This window comes from Rhodococcus rhodochrous (genome assembly GCF_014854695.1).
In the GTDB taxonomy this organism is placed as follows: Bacteria; Actinomycetota; Actinomycetes; order Mycobacteriales; family Mycobacteriaceae; genus Rhodococcus.
Window position 1 is genome coordinate 706,978 of sequence record NZ_CP027557.1, and the last position, 15,895, is coordinate 722,872.

Annotated in this window: 15 protein-coding genes; 4 read left to right on the top strand and 11 right to left on the bottom strand. The window is 68.9% G+C overall.

Annotation, left to right across the window (positions count from 1 at the left end; all coding sequences use genetic code 11):
* Positions 1 to 10: 10 nt before the first annotated feature.
* The 11 genes from C6Y44_RS03245 to C6Y44_RS03295 form a co-directional block, all read right to left on the bottom strand.
* Positions 11 to 1,222, bottom strand: a complete 1,212-nt coding sequence (locus C6Y44_RS03245) for an MCE family protein (RefSeq protein ID WP_159416749.1) — start codon at positions 1,220 to 1,222, stop codon at positions 11 to 13.
* The gene (locus tag C6Y44_RS03250; protein WP_159416748.1) at positions 1,219 to 2,313 is read right to left on the bottom strand and encodes an MCE family protein; all 1,095 of its coding nucleotides are present in this window, start codon (positions 2,311 to 2,313) and stop codon (positions 1,219 to 1,221) included. Before C6Y44_RS03250 ends, C6Y44_RS03245 begins: the two co-directional genes overlap by 4 nt.
* Positions 2,310 to 3,527, bottom strand: coding sequence for an MCE family protein (locus tag C6Y44_RS03255; protein WP_159416747.1), 1,218 nt, complete (start codon positions 3,525 to 3,527; stop codon positions 2,310 to 2,312). The genes C6Y44_RS03250 and C6Y44_RS03255 overlap by 4 nt, the downstream gene beginning before the upstream one ends.
* Positions 3,524 to 4,543 (bottom strand): MCE family protein, encoded by a 1,020-nt coding sequence (locus C6Y44_RS03260; protein WP_225623714.1) that lies wholly within the window; start codon positions 4,541 to 4,543, stop codon positions 3,524 to 3,526. The genes C6Y44_RS03255 and C6Y44_RS03260 overlap by 4 nt, the downstream gene beginning before the upstream one ends.
* Positions 4,540 to 5,556: an MCE family protein gene (locus C6Y44_RS03265; RefSeq protein ID WP_159416745.1), complete on the bottom strand. Its 1,017-nt coding sequence runs from the start codon at positions 5,554 to 5,556 to the stop codon at positions 4,540 to 4,542. The genes C6Y44_RS03260 and C6Y44_RS03265 overlap by 4 nt, the downstream gene beginning before the upstream one ends.
* Positions 5,553 to 6,710 (bottom strand): MCE family protein, encoded by a 1,158-nt coding sequence (locus tag C6Y44_RS03270; RefSeq protein ID WP_225623715.1) that lies wholly within the window; start codon positions 6,708 to 6,710, stop codon positions 5,553 to 5,555. Before C6Y44_RS03270 ends, C6Y44_RS03265 begins: the two co-directional genes overlap by 4 nt.
* A 5-nt stretch (positions 6,711 to 6,715) precedes the next feature.
* Complete coding sequence (locus tag C6Y44_RS03275) at positions 6,716 to 7,570, bottom strand: MlaE family ABC transporter permease (RefSeq protein ID WP_404817794.1); 855 nt, start codon at positions 7,568 to 7,570, stop codon at positions 6,716 to 6,718.
* Positions 7,571 to 7,572: 2 nt separating this feature from the next.
* Positions 7,573 to 8,337: an MlaE family ABC transporter permease gene (locus C6Y44_RS03280; RefSeq protein WP_016692401.1), complete on the bottom strand. Its 765-nt coding sequence runs from the start codon at positions 8,335 to 8,337 to the stop codon at positions 7,573 to 7,575.
* A gap of 119 nt (positions 8,338 to 8,456) precedes the next feature.
* Positions 8,457 to 10,091, bottom strand: a complete 1,635-nt coding sequence (locus C6Y44_RS03285; RefSeq protein ID WP_192378627.1) for a long-chain-fatty-acid--CoA ligase — start codon at positions 10,089 to 10,091, stop codon at positions 8,457 to 8,459.
* Positions 10,092 to 10,095: 4 nt separating this feature from the next.
* Complete coding sequence (locus C6Y44_RS03290) at positions 10,096 to 11,211, bottom strand: acyl-CoA dehydrogenase family protein (RefSeq protein ID WP_120281389.1); 1,116 nt, start codon at positions 11,209 to 11,211, stop codon at positions 10,096 to 10,098.
* A gap of 15 nt (positions 11,212 to 11,226) precedes the next feature.
* A complete protein-coding gene (locus C6Y44_RS03295) occupies positions 11,227 to 12,411 on the bottom strand; it encodes an acyl-CoA dehydrogenase family protein (RefSeq protein ID WP_024102953.1) in 1,185 nt (394 codons plus the stop codon).
* A gap of 132 nt (positions 12,412 to 12,543) precedes the next feature.
* On the opposite strand from C6Y44_RS03295, the gene C6Y44_RS03300 reads away from it, so the two are divergent.
* From C6Y44_RS03300 to C6Y44_RS03315, 4 genes are all read left to right on the top strand, one after another.
* Positions 12,544 to 12,729 carry a ferredoxin gene (locus C6Y44_RS03300; RefSeq protein WP_016692405.1) on the top strand — a complete coding sequence of 62 codons (186 nt, stop codon included), beginning with the start codon at positions 12,544 to 12,546 and terminating at the stop codon, positions 12,727 to 12,729.
* A 133-nt stretch (positions 12,730 to 12,862) separates the two neighbouring features.
* A complete protein-coding gene (locus C6Y44_RS03305; RefSeq protein ID WP_120281391.1) occupies positions 12,863 to 13,789 on the top strand; it encodes a 3-oxoacyl-ACP reductase in 927 nt (308 codons plus the stop codon).
* Positions 13,790 to 14,258: 469 nt separating this feature from the next.
* A complete protein-coding gene (locus C6Y44_RS03310; protein ID WP_006551898.1) occupies positions 14,259 to 15,023 on the top strand; it encodes an MlaE family ABC transporter permease in 765 nt (254 codons plus the stop codon).
* A 16-nt stretch (positions 15,024 to 15,039) separates the two neighbouring features.
* A complete protein-coding gene (locus C6Y44_RS03315) occupies positions 15,040 to 15,888 on the top strand; it encodes an MlaE family ABC transporter permease (protein ID WP_120281392.1) in 849 nt (282 codons plus the stop codon).
* Positions 15,889 to 15,895: the final 7 nt, after the last annotated feature.

The window sequence follows — 15,895 nt, forward strand, 5'->3', positions numbered from 1 at the left end:
CGCCCGTCGCTCAGTTCGGCGGCGACAGAAGCCCTTCCAGGCTCGTCGCCGAATAACCACCGTCGCGGCACAACTGTACCGTGGGGGCACGGCGCCCCGGGTACTCGATGCACGGCATGTTCCGTGCCCCGCGCACCGCGATGGGGGAGTCCGCCGGCAGCTTGCAGTACAGATCGGGCGGGGTGTCGGGCACGTCGAACTCGGTGGGTGAGCGCCGCTGTTCCGGCGGCAGGAAGCCGGTGATGCACGGCGGCGGGTCGTTGAAGGTCGCGGTGAAGTAGGTGTTCTGCGAGGGGTTGTCGACATTGGGCAGACCCGCCGACTGGGTCGACGCCATGATCGACGGGAACAGCACCAGCATCTGTTCGAGCGACGGCCGGTACACCGCGGCGACCTGCTCGACGGTGACCAGATTGGCGAGCAGCAGGGGGAGGGTCGGTTCGGCCTCCTCGAACAGCGCCTGCACCTGCGCGGCGGCAGGGGCCGTCACGCCGAGGAGGGTGCGCACGTCGCTGTCGGAGTCGCGCAACTGTGCGGTGGTGCCCGCCAGGGAGGACGCCCATCGGGCGATCGCATCCGACGACGCGACCTGCGTGTCGAGCAACGGACCGACCTGATCGATCAGTGCCGCGGTGCTGTCCGCGCTCGCAGCGGCCTCGGCGCTCACCGCCGCGCCGGCCTCGACGAGGATCCGCAGGGCGTCGCCGGAATCGGCCACCGCCGTGTGGGTCTCGTCGAGCAGCAGGGCGAGGCGGTCGGGTCCCACGGACTGCAGCGTGGCGTCGAGCTGGTCGAGCGCACCGCCGATCGGTTCGGGCACGGAGATGCGATCGCGGGGAACGATCGACCCCGCGGTCAGATACGGGCCGTCCTCGCCGTCGGGCAGGAACTCGACGTACTGCTCGCCGATCGCCGACATGCTGCGGATCTGCGCCGCCGAATCGGCCGGCACCGGAACATCCGAGTCGAGCGAGAGAACCGCCTCGGCGCCGCTCGTGGTCATGGTCAGTGACGTCACCCGGCCGATCTCGATGCCGCGGTAGGTGACGTTCGCCGAGGGATACAGACCCCCGGCGTCGGCGAGGTCGAGACGCACCTCGTAGCGTCCCACCCCGAACAGGGCGGGCACCTCGACGATGAACAGCGCGACGATCAGCACCGCCGCGATCCCGACCGAGAAGAACACCGCCAGTTTGCGGCGCAGCACCGCAGCCGGGCTCATCGGGTCGGCTCCGACACTGGCGGGACGAGCAGCGACACCGGATCCGGCACGGGTCGCCCGCCGCCGGTGAGTGCGTTCTCGAAGGGCGTGCCGAGCAGCAGTGCGTTCTCGAGGGTCGGCAGGGTGAGGTCGAGGATGACCGTGCCGTTCGCGTAGTCGCCGCGCACCGCGTTGCGGTAGGTGTCGATGGGGAACGGGAAGGTCAGCAGGTAGCGCAGCGACTCGGTGAGCGAGTCGCCCGCCGACGCGAGCGAGGCCAGCACCGGTTCGAGATCACGCAGGTTCGCGACGACGTCGTCGCCGCTCGCCTCGACGACCTCGTTCGCGACGCGCCCGAACTGCCCGAGCGCATCGGCGGCGCGGGTCAGGTCGTCGCGCTGGGTGGACAACACCTCCATGGCGGGCGCGAGATCGTCCGTCGCCGCCGCGATCTCGGTGTTGTGCTCGGCGACCTCGACGGCGAGTGCGTCGAGCGATTCCATCGCGCTCACGATCTGCTCCTTCTGGCCGTCCAGCCCGGCGAGCACCGCGTCGAGGCGGGTGAGCAGGGCCCGCACCGACTCCTGCCGTCCGTCCATCGCCCGGTTGAGTTCGCGGGTGATCTCCTGGGCTTGGGCGAGGCCACCGCCGCTGAGCACCAGCGACAGCGACGACAGGGTCTGCTCGGTGGTGGGGAACGCACCCGCCCGCTCGAGGGGGATGACGTCGCCGTCCCCGAGCCGGCCACGGGCGGGTTCGGCGAGCGGGGGAGAGAGTTCGACGTGGGCGGACCCGAGCAGGCTCGTCTGCCCGATCTTCGCGACCGTGTTCTCCGGAAGCACCGTGCTGCCGTCGACCATCACCGTCACGAGCGCATGTCCGTCGCCGAGCCGCAGGTCGGCGACCCGCCCGACGGTGACGTCGCCGACGCGGACCCGTGAATTGCGTTCGAGGGTCGTGACGTCGGGCATCTCGATGGTCACGGCGAACGCGTCGTCGCCGCGACCGTGCGTGCCGGGAAGGGGCAGGCTGTTCAGGCCGCGCCACTCGCACCCGGCGGTCAGGGCCAGGCAGGCGAGGACACCGACCGCGCGCAGGACTCGTGTTCTCACGGCGCCCCCGGGGAGAGCAGATCGGCCAGTGAGGCCGGCGACGGCGCACCGGGCGCCGGCATCAACTCGGGCTCGGTGTAGACGAGCTGGTCGGGCAATGCCCCCACGCCGCGCGTCGGGTTGAGGCGCACGGGTGGGTAGTCCATCGCGAGCAGCGGCAGGATCGGGCCGAGATACTGCACGCACAACTCCGACGCGGTGTGCGCGTCGACCTGCTCGGCCGCGGCGAGCGCAGAGCAGACGAACTGGGCAGGATTGGCGAAGTTGGTCAGCGACAACGCCGAGACCACCGTGTTGTGCGCGGGCTGATAGATGCCCTGCAGGTTCGACAACGCCGTCGGTGCGACGTGCAGTACCTGCGCGATCCCGTCGCGCTGCGCCGCCAGGGTCTCGGTCAGTGCGGCCGTGCGATCGACGGTCGTGTCGACGCGTTCGCGGTTGTCGCGGACGAACCGCTCGACGTCGACGAGGACGGCATCGAGTCCCGCCAGTGCGGCGCCCATGTCGTCGCGGTTCGCGTCGAGGATCTCGGTGACGGACGCGAGCCGGTCGTGGAAGGAGACGATCTGGTCGCCGCTCATCGACAGCGCCTCGACGAAGACCTGCAGGTTGCCGAGGGTGCCGAACAGGTCGTGCCGGCCGTCGGAGATCGTGCGCATCGCCGTTGCGAGCTGCTGCAGGCTGTCGCGCAGGGCGGGGCCGTGTCCCTCGGCGTTGGCGGCCGCAACGTCGAGGACCTCACCGAGTGCCCCCTGCGGGTCGGTGTCGTCGGGCCCCAGTTCGGTCGTCAGTCGCGTCAGTTGTTCGGTGATCTCGTCCCATTCGACCGGGACCGCGGTGCGTTCGACGGGAATCGTTGCTCCCACCGGCAGTTCCGGTCCTCCCGTGTGCGGTGGGGTGAGCTGGACGAAGCGGGCGGAAACCAGAGTGGGGGCGACGATCGCGGCCTGTGCGTCGGCGGGGATGCGGCGCTCGGAGTCGATGTCGAAGCGCACGAGGACGCGATCGCCGCGCGGTTCGATCTTCGTCACACGCCCGACCTCGACCCCCATGATGCGCACGTCGTCACCCACGTACAGGCCACGGCTCGAGGTGAATTCGGCCGCGTATTCGTCGGCCGACCGCCACGGCGCGACGGTGAACGACACCACCGCGACGACGGCGAGAAGCAGGATCGGGACACCCCACGAGATCAGGGGACGCAGTCGCGTCACGGTGTACCTCCCGGCGGCGTGATGCCGGCCTTCTCGAGCGCGGCGGTCAGGGCCGGCTCGATGATCTGCATGGGCAACAGGTTCTGGATGTACGAGTTGAAGAACGGACCGGACGCGACGGCCTCGCCGAGTTCGGTCGCGTACGGGCCCAGCCGCTCGATGGCCAGGGCGATGTTGTCGCGGTTGCGTTCGAGGATCCCGAGGACGGCGTTCAGCTTGCCCAGGGTGGGTTCGAGCTGGGCCTCGTTGTCGGCGACGAGATTCGAGATCTGGACCGACAACGCATCGACGTTCGCGAACAGGGTGTCGAGAGCGGCTCGGCGGCGGTGCAGTTCGCCGAGGATGCGGTCGGCGTCGACGATCAGCGCGTCGATCGCGTCGCTGCGCTCGGCGAGGACCGCGGTGACCTGTTCGGCGTGCGCGAGGAGCGCCCGCAGGGATTCGTCCCGCGACGCGACGGTCTCGGACAGTCGCCGCACACCGTCGAGCGCCGCGCCGACGTCGTCGGGCGTCTCGCGCAGGGTGTCGGACAGTACTTCCATCGACTCGCGCAGTTGCTCGGTGTCGATCGCAGCGGCGGTATCGGTGAGATCGCCGAGGGCGTCGGTCAACTGGTAGGGCGCGAGGGTGCGGTCGAGGTCGATGGTGGCGCCGTCCTCGAGTCGTCCCGGACCGGCGGGGCGCACGCGCAGGTTGCGTGCCCCGAGCGCGGTGGCGGTGGCGATCTCGACGGTGGTGTCGGTTCCGAGGACGACCGCCCGGTCGACGGTGAACGTGACGGCCACGGCGTCGTGGTCGATGTCGATGTCGGTCACCCGCCCGGCGTCCTTGCCCGCGACCTGCACGGTGTCGCCGGTGTTCAGGCCACCGGCGTCGACGAATCTCGCCCGGTAGGTCGTGCCGCCGTCGAGGAACGGCAGGGAGCGGATGTTCAGGGCGCCGAGCACGAGCACGACGAGCACGATCGTGCCGACGACGCCGACACGCACGGGATTCATCTCGCGGAACTGGGTCATGCCGGAGCGCACCTGCCCGTCGTCTGCCCGAACAGCGGTGAGGTGACCTTGTTGCCGGACAGGTCGTTGATCTCGATGAGCATGCCGCACAGGTAGTAGTTGAAGAATCCGCCGTAGGCGCCGAGTCGCGTGAGGGCCTTGTAGGCGTCGGGCAGTTCGGTCGTCAGTTGTTCGACGGTGTCGCTGCGCGAGTCGACCTGCGCGGCGACGTTGCCTGTTTCGCGGATCGTGCCGGCGAGTGAGGTGCGGGACTGCGCGAGCAGATCGGTGAGCGACCCGCCGATCGCATCGATGTGGGTGACGGCGTCGCCGACCAGCGTGGCGTCCTGTGCGAGTCGCGCGGCCACCTCGTGGGCGCGCACCAGTGCGGTGTCGAAGGTGTCGCGGTGCGCGGCGAGATTCGCGAGGACCGAGTCGAGGTTCGTGATCACCTGCCCGACGAGGACGTCGCGGTCGGCGATGTGCGAGGTGAGCGAAGCCGCTTGGGCGAGGACGGATTCGACGGTGCCGCCCTGGCCCTGCAGCACGGTGATGAGATCGGCCGACAACCGGTTGACCTGTTCGGGTTCGAGCGCGCGGAACAACGGTGTGAAGCTGCCGATGAGCACGTCCAGATCGAGTGCCGGCCGGGTCCGGTCGGTGCCGATCGTCTCGTCGGCCGCCATGGGTGTGGGATCGCCGGCACCGTCGGACAATTCGAGGTACCGGTCGCCGACGAGGTTGAGATAACGCACGGTGGCGATGCTCGCGCGGGTCGGGGTGTACGACGAGTCGACCTCGAAGGCCACGTCGATGCGGTTGTTCTCGGCGAACTCCACGGCGGTGACCCTGCCGACCTCGACCCCGGAGACGCGGACGAACTGGCCCTCCTCGAGACCGGAGACGTCGTCGAAGAGCGCGTGGTAGCGCGTGTGTTCACCGAACCGGACCTGGCCGAAGACGACGAACAGTCCGGCCAGGATCAGAACCATGACGAGGGCGTAGATGCCCGCGGCGATCGCGGTGCGTGTCATCCGGCGCCTCCGGTGAGCAGTTCGAACAGCGAGTCGGGGACGAAGACCGGTGAGGTGTTGCCGGCCTCGAACGGATTGGCGCCGGTGTTCGCTACGACGTACGGGGCGGGGGTCTCGTCGACCGTCACGATGGGCAGGGGACCGCAGCGTGGCCCGCCGGTGGCCTCGACGACCGGAAGATTGCGCGGATATTCGTACGGGTCGGTGCCGAGCAGGAAGGTCGACTTCAGCATCATCGACGAGCCGTTGCCACCCGAGGCCGGTTCGGCGAGCTGCCGGGCACGGTCGGCGCCCTGCAGGAAGCAGGGGAGGACCGGCGAGTACTCCTCGAGGAGAGAAGCCGTGGGGCGCAGGAGATCGAGCACGTCGACGATCTGCTCGCTGTTCGGCTCGACCACACGGCGACCGGCGTCACCCATGCCGATCGCGGCGAGCAGGACGCGGTCGAGGTCGTCGGCGCGGTCGACGAGGGTCGTGCCGGTGACGGCGAGATTGTCGAACGACGCCACGATCCCGTCGGTGGCTCCGGCGTAGATGTCGGCGGTCGCCTCGGCGGCGGCGAGATCGCGTCGCAGTGTCTCGGTGCGCGGTTCGATCCGGGTGAGGACGGCGTCGGTGTCGACGAGCGCGCGGCCGAGCGACTCGCCCTGTCCGCGCAACGCCGACGACAGCGCACCGAGCGTGCGGTTCAGCTTCGCCGGATCGACCGCGTGCAGGACGTCGGACAACGATTCGAAGACGGTGTTCGTCTCCACGGTCACGCTCGATGCGCGCAGCACCGTGCCCTCGGCCAGTCCGACCGGGCCGGGCGACGGTGGGTCGGTGAGGGTGACGTACTTGGCGCCGAAGACCGTCGTCGCGCGGATGTCGGCGCCGGGGTCGGCGGGCAGCCGGGCGGCGGCGTCCGGATCCAGGCGCAGTTCGATCACCGCGCCGGACGGCGTCTGCTGCACCGCCGTGACGCTGCCGACGTGCACCCCGTGCGCCTTGACCATGGCGCCGTCCTCGAGCATCAGACCGGAGCGGCCGCTCTCGACGGTCACCTTCACGCCGGGCGTGAACGAGCCGCGGAAGCCGTGGTAGACGAACACGAGAACGAGCGCGGAGACGACGACGAAGCACGTCGCAGCGACCTTCGGCAACCAGGTGGGCACGCTCCTCACCCCGCCAGATGCAGCTGGCGGCTGCTGCCGTAGAGGACCAGGGAGATCAGCAGGGTCACCGTCACCACCGCAATGAGCGACATCCGCACCGCGCGACCCGTCGCGACACCGACGCCGGATGGTCCGCCCGAGGCGGTGTAGCCGTAGTAGCTGTGCACGGTCATGACGACCACGGCCATGGTGATCGCCTGCCCGAACGACCACAGCACGTCGGTCGGGCGCAGGAAGGTCGCGAAATAGTGGTCGTAGACGCCGGGCGACTGGCCGAGCACCACGACGGTCGCGATGCGGCTCGACAGGAACGACGCCAGCACCGACAGCGAGTACAGGGGCACGACGGCGATCAGGCCCGCCAGGATGCGTGTGCCGACGAGATACGGCACCGACTTGATGGCCATGACCTCGAGCGCGTCGATCTCCTCGCTGATCCGCATCGCGCCGAGTTGAGCGGTGGTCCCGGCACCGATGGTCGCGGCGAGACCGACACCGGCCGTCACAGGTGCGACGACCCGGACGTTGACGTAGGCGGACAGGAAGCCGGTGAGCGCTTCGACACCGATGTTGCCGAGTGAGGTGAAACCCTGCACGGCGACGGTCGCGCCGGCGAACAGGGTGAGGAAACCCATGATGGCGACGCTGCCGCCCACCATCGCGAGCACGCCGGTGCCGAGGCCGATCTCCGAGACCACACGCAGGGTCTCGCGCGGATAGTGCCGGGCCGCCCGCACCGTCGAGAACAACGCGCCGACGAGGAAGACGACCTGGCGTCCCAGGATGTCGATGCTGCGTGAGATCCCGTGGCCGAGGCGGCGCACCACCTGCGCAGTCCGACCGGTGGCCGCCCCCGTGATACTCATCGCCCCATCACCGCGATACCGATCGAGGTGAGCAGCATGTTGGCAAGGAACAACGCGACGAACGCGAAGACCACCGTCTCGTTGACGGCCTCGCCGACGCTCTTCGGGCCGCCGCTGACCGAGAGCCCGCGATGGCACGCGATCAGACCGGCGAGCAGACCGAAGACCGCCGCCTTGATCTCCGAGAGCAGCAGCTCACCGGGACCGACGAGCAGCGTGACCCCCGCGGCGTAGGCGCCGGGATCGACGTTCTGGAGTGTCACCGAGAAGAAGAACCCGCCGATCAGACCGATCGCGCACACCGCCCCGTTGAGCGTGACCGCGACGGCGGTCGACGCCAGTGCGCGCGGCAACACGAGCCGGGCGGCGGGGTCGATGCCGAGCACCTCGAGCGCGGCGATCTCGTCGCGGATGGTGCGGGAGCCGAGGTCGGCGGCGATCGCGGTGGCGCCGGCCCCGGCGACCACCAGCACCGTCACGAGCGGGCCGATCTGCGTGATGGCGCCGAGCCCGGCACCCGCTCCGCTCAGGTCGCCGGCACCGATCTCGAGCAGCAGCGAATTGAGCGTGAACACGACGAGGACGGTGAACGGGACGGACATCAGGATCGTGGGCACGAGCGACACCCGGGCGATGAACCAGAACTGGGTGAGGAATTCGCGCCATTGGAAGCGGGAGCGGAACAGGGCGGTGAACGCGTCGAGGGACAGCGCATAGAAACCGCCCAGTGCGTGTGCGGTCGCGCGTGGCACCGATCCCATGAATCCTCGCTTCTTCCACGGTCGCATCGACGAAACCGCGTCCCGACCTCTCGGGTGCGCCGAACATACCCCAGGGTATGTAGAGCGGCAAGGGATCGATCCCGGGTCTCGGGACGACGCTATCGCGCAGAAGTGCCGACGGAGGCGGGTTCGAGAAGGTGCACCAGTTCGTCTGACAACAGCCGGAATTCGGAATCGCCACGTTCCCGAAGCCACACCGGATCGCTACAGGACCAGCGTTCGGCGGCCAGGGAACGGGTCAGGACCTTGAAGGTCGCGGTACGGGGGAACTCGCTGCAGACACGGATCAGACCGGGCATCTGCTTGGGGCCGAGATCGGTCTGCGCATCGAGGAAACGCGCGAACGCGACCGGATCGAAGTCGGAGCCCGCCGCAGGGATCACCGCGGCCATCACCCGGTCGCCGACGTTGCGGTCGGGCACCCCGTACACCGCAACCTGAGCGAAACCCTCGTACCGCATCAGGATGCGCTCGATGGGTGCCGCACCGAGATTCTCCCCGTCCACCCGGAGCCAGCCCGAGCTGCGTCCGGCGAAGTAGACGAAGCCGTTCGCGTCCCGGTAGGCGAGGTCGCCGCTGTGATAGCGCCCGTCGCGGAGGCGTTCGGCGTCGGCCTCGGGGTTGTTGTAGTAGCCGTCGAACAGACCGGCACCGCGCACGTTGACGAGCTCGCCCGTCGCGGCGTCGGCGTTGGTGATCCTGCCGTTCGCGTCGAACACCGCCGGAGGGCAGCGTCGCCCCGTCTCGGGATCGAGGATCTCGATGCCCTCGGGAAGCCGGCCGAGGGCGCCGGCCGGGGCGTCGGGTGCCGACGCGATCGCGATGCCGCCCTCGGTCGAGCCGAATCCGTCGACCACCCGTGCGCCGAAGCGCCGCGTGAACTCGGCGACGTCGGCGGCCGACGCCTCGTTGCCGTACACGATGCGCAGCGGGTTGTCGTGGTCGTCGGGCTGCTCGGGAGTCGCCACGACATACGACAGCGGCTTGCCGACGTAGTTCGCGAAGGTCACCCCGTAGCGGCGGACGTCGGGAAGGAAACCCGACGCCGAGAACCGTCGACGCAGAGCGATGCTGCCGCGCGCCGCGAGCCCGATCGCCCAGCCGGCGATCATCGCGTTGGAATGGAACAGGGGCATCGACACGTACACGGTGTCGTCGGGGCCGAGACCGAACCGCGTGGCGAGCATCGTCGCGGGATCGGTGAACTTGCGGTGCGTGCACCGCACGGCCTTCGGGTCGCCGCTCGTGCCCGACGTGAAGATCAGCATGAACAGGTCGTCGGGGGAGGGCGAGGCAGTCTCCCCGACCGTGTCGGCGAACGGGGCGAGCATCGCCGTCCACTCGGGCGAGTCGACGTCGATCACCCGCACGTCGCCGAGATCCACACCGTCGAGCAGGGACGCATGTGCGGCCTCGGTGAACACGACCCGGCAATCGGCGAGCGCGATGTCGCGGGCGAGCGCCGCACCGCGCCGGGTCGTGTTCAGGCCCACCACCACCGAACCGGAGAAGGCCGCGGCGCCCAGCAGCAACGAGAACTCCGGGACGTTGTCCATGAGGATCCCGATGTGCTTCGGCGCCGGGCCGTCGAGCAGGTCGCGTAACAGTGCGGCGCGTCGCCGGGACTGCGCGACGTGTTCGCGCCACGACAGTTCGGTCTCCTCGAAACGCAGGCCTCGATCGTCGACGTCGGCGAGTCGTTCGAGCAGTTCGGTGACGGTGAGAGCGGTCATGCGATCAGGCCGGGACGTCGGCGAGTTCGTGTCCGAGCGCGCGCAACTGGTCGGTGGCGGAGCCGAGCAGGAACTCGTGGTGCTTGGCCGCGAGGAAGTAGCGGTGCACCGGATGGTCCTCGTCGAGCCCGACACCGCCGTGCACGTGCACGGTCGTGTGCGCGACACGGTGTCCCGCATCGGCCGCCCAGAAGGCCGCGGTGCGCAGGGCGTCGTCGTGACGCTCACCCGAGGCCATCCGGAAGGCGGCCTGCCACAACGTCAGTCGCACCGCCTTGACGTCGATGTAGGCGTCGGCGAGTCGCTGGGAGACGGCCTGGAAACTACCGATCGGGCGATCGAACTGGACGCGTTCGCGCGCGTACTGCGCGGTGAGCTCGAGGGCCTGTTCGAGGACGCCGCACTGGTAGGCGGCGGAGCCGAGCAGGCTGCGGTCGCGCAACCACGTCGCCACGGCGACGCCGTCGGTGCCGAGAACACGGTCGGCCGGGAGCGGGACCTGCTCGAGGGTGACGATGCCGCGACTGTCGAAGTCGGTGGTCTGCTGCCGGGTGATCGAGACACCCGGATCGTCGGGTCGCACGAGGAAGACCGCCACCGAGTCGCTTACGGTGGCCGGGACGAGGAAACCGTCGGCGACCGGCGCCGCGTCGACGACGATCTTCACGCCGTCGAGCACGTGCCCGTCGCCCGTGGCCTGCGCCCGGGTCGCCGGGGTCGTGGGATCGGGATTCAGTTCCTCGGCAAGGGCTGCGGAGAGGATCTGCTCACCGGTCGCCGCGGGACGCCCCCACTCGGCCTGCTGCTCGGCGGTGCCGAACTCCGCGATCGCCGACGCGCACGCGGCGATCGAGCCGATGTAGGGGACGGCGGCGACGCCGCGGCCGAGTTCGCGCAGGATGCTCGCCTGCTCGAGTGGGCCGTACCCGTCTCCGCCCAGCGACTCGGGAAGAGCGGCGCCGAGCACGCCCGACGATGCGAGCGTGTCCCACAGGGTGCGGTCGATGCGGTCCTCGGAGGCGTCGAGTGTGCGCAGGTGTTCGTTGGTGACGATGTCCGCGACGATGCTGCGGGTCAGTTCTGCGAGATCCTGCTGGGCCTCGGTAAGGGTGAAGTCCACGGTGCGCGTCCTTTTCTAACGCTTGGCGGGCGGCTGGCCGAGAGCGGTCATCGCGATGATGTCGCGCTGTACCTCGTTGGTGCCGCCCCCGAAGGTGAGGATGAGGGAGCTGCGGTGCATGCGTTCGATCCGGCCGCGGAGCAACGCGCCGGCCGAGTTCTGCCGTACCGTCGCAGCGGGGCCGAGGACCTCCATGAGCAACCGGTAGGCCTCGGTCGCGAATTCGGTTCCGAACACCTTGTTGGCCGAGGCGGCCTCCGGGCCGAGCGGGGTCGTGCCGGCGCTCGAGGCGATGTCCCAGTTCATCAGCTGCAGGTATTCGGCCTTGGCATGGACGCGTGCCAGGTTGATCTGCACCCATTCCTGGTCGATCACCCGCCGCCCGTCGGGCAGATGCGTCTCCTGCGCCCAGCGCCGGACCTCGGTCAGCGCGGTGCGCACGGGGCCGGCGGAGGTGAGCGCGACCCGCTCGTGGTTGAGCTGGTTGGTGATGAGCGCCCAGCCGCCGTCGACCTCGCCGACGAGCGCGGACGCCGGGACGCGCACGTCCTGGTAATAGGTGGCGCTCGTGTCGGGGCCGGCCATGGTGTGCACAGGGGTGTACGAGAAGCCGGGAGTATCGGTCGGCACGATGAAGACGCTGATCCCCTTGTGCTTCTTGACATCCGGGTTGGTGCGCGCGGCGAGCCAGACGTAGTCGGCGTAGGCGATCAGGCTCGTCCACATCTTCTGCCCGTTGATGACCCACTCGTCGCCGTCACGCACCGCGGTGGTGCGCAGGGAGGCGAGATCGGTGCCGGCGCCGGGTTCGGAATAGCCGATCGAGAAGTGCAGTTCTCCCGCGGAGATGCGGGGGAGGAAGAACTCCTTCTGCTCGTCCGTGCCGTAGTGCATGATCGTCGGCGCGACCGAATCGATGGTGAGGAACGGGACGGGCGCGCCGGCGATGGCCGCCTCGTCGGTGAAGATCAATTGGTCCATCGCGGAACGGTTCTGACCGCCGTACTCCTCGGGCCACCCGAGCGTGAGCCAACCGTCCTTGCCCATCTGCTGCACGACCTCGCGGTACACGTTGCCGGAGCCGTACTCCCCGGTCGTGGCCGCGAGCGCCTCGCGGCGCTCGGGTGTCATGATCTGTGCGAAATAGGCCCGCAATTCCTCGCGGAGGGCTTGTTGCCCGGGGGTGTAGGAGATGTCCACGAACGCTCCGTTTCGTCGCTGCGTGTCCCCGCGAATCGTCTCTGTGGGATCATCGCGAATCATTGCACAGAATTGGAACGCGTTCTAGTCTGGACCCGATCGGTCGGCGCGAATGTGAAGCGAGGTCCCGGAATGGATGTCAAGGTCGACTTCGACCGCTGTGAAGCGAACGGCGTGTGTGTCGGGCTGGCGCCCGACGTCTTCGATCTCAACGACGACGACGAGCTGATCGTCACGCATCCCGTACCCGAGGGTAGTGAGGACGCCGTCCGCGAGGCCGTCGCCCAGTGCCCGCGTGCGGCCCTCGCCGAGGCGTGAGCGTCGGACGGTGACCGGCACCGACCCTTGCCAGGAAAAATAACAAGTTCTACATTTTCGGTGCCCCCGGGTCCTGGTGGGGAGAGTACCGGCGTGCGGCCGGCAATCGGCCCGAATCTCGAGGAGTACGTGGATGAGTGCGGACGCCAACGGTGGCGTGGGGAACGACGATCGGGTGTCTCTCGAAGGGCGGGTCGCCGTCGTCACGGGAGCCGGAGCGGGTCTCGGACGTGCCGAGGCGCTCGCGCTCGCGCGGGCCGGAGCATCGGTGGTGGTCAACGATCTCGTGGAGAACGACGCGGTGGAGGACACTCTCGCGCGGATCCGCGATCTCGGTGCCGCAGCGGAGTTCGTGCCCGGCAGCGTCGCCGAGCGTGAGACGGCCGATGCGATGCTCGCCGCGGCGCAGGGCAAGTTCGGTGGTCTCGACATCGTCGTCAACAATGCGGGCATCACGCGGGATCGGATGCTGCCCAACATGTCCGACGACGAATGGGATTCGGTGGTCGCCGTGCACCTGCGCGGTCACTTCCTGCTCTCCCGCAATGCGGCGGCCTACTGGCGCGACAGGTCGAAGCAGGAGGGCGGCCCGGTCTACGGGCGGCTGGTCAACACGTCCTCGGAGGCCGGTCTGCTCGGGCCGCCCGGGCAGCCCAACTACGGCGCCGCCAAGGCCGGCATCACCGCACTCACCCTTTCGGCCGCCCGAGGTCTCGAGCGGTACGGGGTCCGGGCGAACGTGATCTGCCCCCGCGCGCGCACGTCGATGACCGAGGCGGTCTTCGGCGACGCACCGGACGACGGTATCGATCCGCTCTCGCCCGACCATGTGGCGAATCTGGTCGCCTATCTCGCCTCCCCGGCCGCCGATCGCGTCAACGGGCAGGTCTTCATCGTCTACGGACCCATGGTGGCCCTGATGGCCGCGCCGGTCGTCGAGCAGCGTTTCGACGCCGACGGGCAGTGGACCCCCGCAGCGCTCGCCGACGAGCTCGGCGGTTACTTCGCCGATCGTGATCCGGGCCGGACGTTCTCGGCCTCGACGGCTCTCGATCTGTAGTTCCGGCCACCCCTGCTGTTCCCGTTCGGGGACAGCAGGGGATGCCGTGTCTTCGTCCTGGGGCCGGGATCCTGCAACTACGGGTGACGGACACCGGGGATTCCGGTAGCGTCACGCCCACTCGGGCCGTTCCTCCGGCTCTCGCCGGGTCCCGGATTTTCGCCTGGTACGTGTTCTAGTTTTTTCTTCCGCTGCGACGACCCGATCGGCCGTGACGGCCTCTCGCGCCGAGGCGATCGAGCTCGGGCCCGGCGTCGAAAATCTCACGGAAACCCCAGCGTAAAACCACTTATGAGCGTGTCGATGCGCGTCGGTCGACGCCCGTGTGTCCGTTCGGACGGAAATGGATCGAGATGCCCCTCGACGGATCTTTGACAGGTGAACACGTTCTAGTTACTATGACCCGGGTCACAGCACACGCCATCGATCGGCCGCGCGCCGACGACGTGAGGATCGAAGGGGGCACACGATGGTAGACCTCCTCGAGGTTCCCTTACGGGCCGTCGGCGGACTGTTCGCCATGACCGGCGAGACCGCCCGGGCGGCCTTCCGTCGCCCCTTCCAACGGCGCGAGTTCATCGACCAGGCCTGGTTCGTCGCACGCGTTTCGCTCGTGCCCACCGTGCTCGTCGCGGTGCCGTTCACGGTTCTGGTGAGCTTCACCCTCAACATCCTGCTCCGGGAGATCGGCGCCGCCGACCTCAGCGGAGCGGGCGCGGCCCTCGGCGCGGTGACGCAGGTGGGTCCCATGGTCACGGTGCTCATCGTCGCCGGTGCCGGCGCCACCGCGATCTGCGCCGATCTCGCGGCGCGCACCATCCGCGAGGAGATCGACGCGATGCGTGTGCTCGGCATCGATCCGATCCAGCGTCTCGTCGTGCCCCGGGTGCTCGCGTCCACCGTCGTCGCGCTGCTGCTCAACGGTCTCGTGTGCACGATCGGCATCCTCGGCGGGTTCGCCTTCTCGGTCTTCCTCCAGGACGTCAACCCCGGCGCGTTCATCAACGGCATCACCCTGCTCACCGGCTTCGGAGAACTGATGATCTCCCAGGTCAAGGCGGGGCTGTTCGGCATGATCGCGGGACTGGTCGCGTCCTATCTCGGTCTCAATGTCAAAGGTGGAGCGAAGAGTGTCGGCGACGCCGTCAACCAGACGGTCGTGTTCGCGTTCATGGCGCTGTTCGTGGTCAACCTCCTCGTCACGGCCGTCGGCATCAAGCTGACCGCGGGATGAGGGGAGCGGAGATTACATGGCAGTGATGTCCTGGCGCTTCCCCCGTGCGGTTCGGCGCGTGACACGTGCGTCGTCCACGGTGGACCGGGTGGGGGAGCAGGCGCTGTTCTTCGGGCGCGCCCTCGCGACGGTCCCCCGGGCGCTGATGCACTATCCCAAGGAGACGGTGCGTCTGGTCGCCGAGATCAGCATGGGCACCGGTGCACTCGCCGTCATCGGCGGCACCGTCGTGATCGTCGGCTTCCTGACGCTCTTCACCGGCGGCATCATCGCCGTGCAGGGCTTCAGCTCCCTCGGCAACATCGGCGTCGAAGCGCTCACCGGGTTCTTCGCGGCCTTCATCAATGTGCGTATCGCGGCCCCGACGATCGCCGGTATCGGGCTGGCGGCCACCATCGGCGCCGGCTCCACCGCCCAGCTCGGAGCCATGCGTGTCTCCGAGGAGATCGACGCGCTCGAGACCATGGCGATCCCGTCCATCCCGTATCTGGTGTCCACGCGCGTGCTCGCAGGGATGATCGCGATCGTCCCGCTGTACTCGCTCGCCGTGATCGCCTCGTTCGTCGCGAGCCGTTTCGCGACGGTGGTGCTCTACGGTCAGTCGGCCGGCGTGTACGACCACTACTTCACGACCTTCCTGATACCCACCGACATCCTGTGGTCGTTCGTCCAGGCCATCGTGATGGCGATCGCCGTGATGCTCATCCACACCTACTACGGCTTCAACGCAGGTGGCGGCCCCGTCGGTGTGGGTGTCGCGGTCGGCAACGCGGTGCGGGCCTCGCTCGTCGCGGTCGTCACCGTCACCCTGCTCATCTCGCTCGCCGTCTACGGCGCGACCGGCAACTTCAACCTGTCGGGATAGGGCGCGC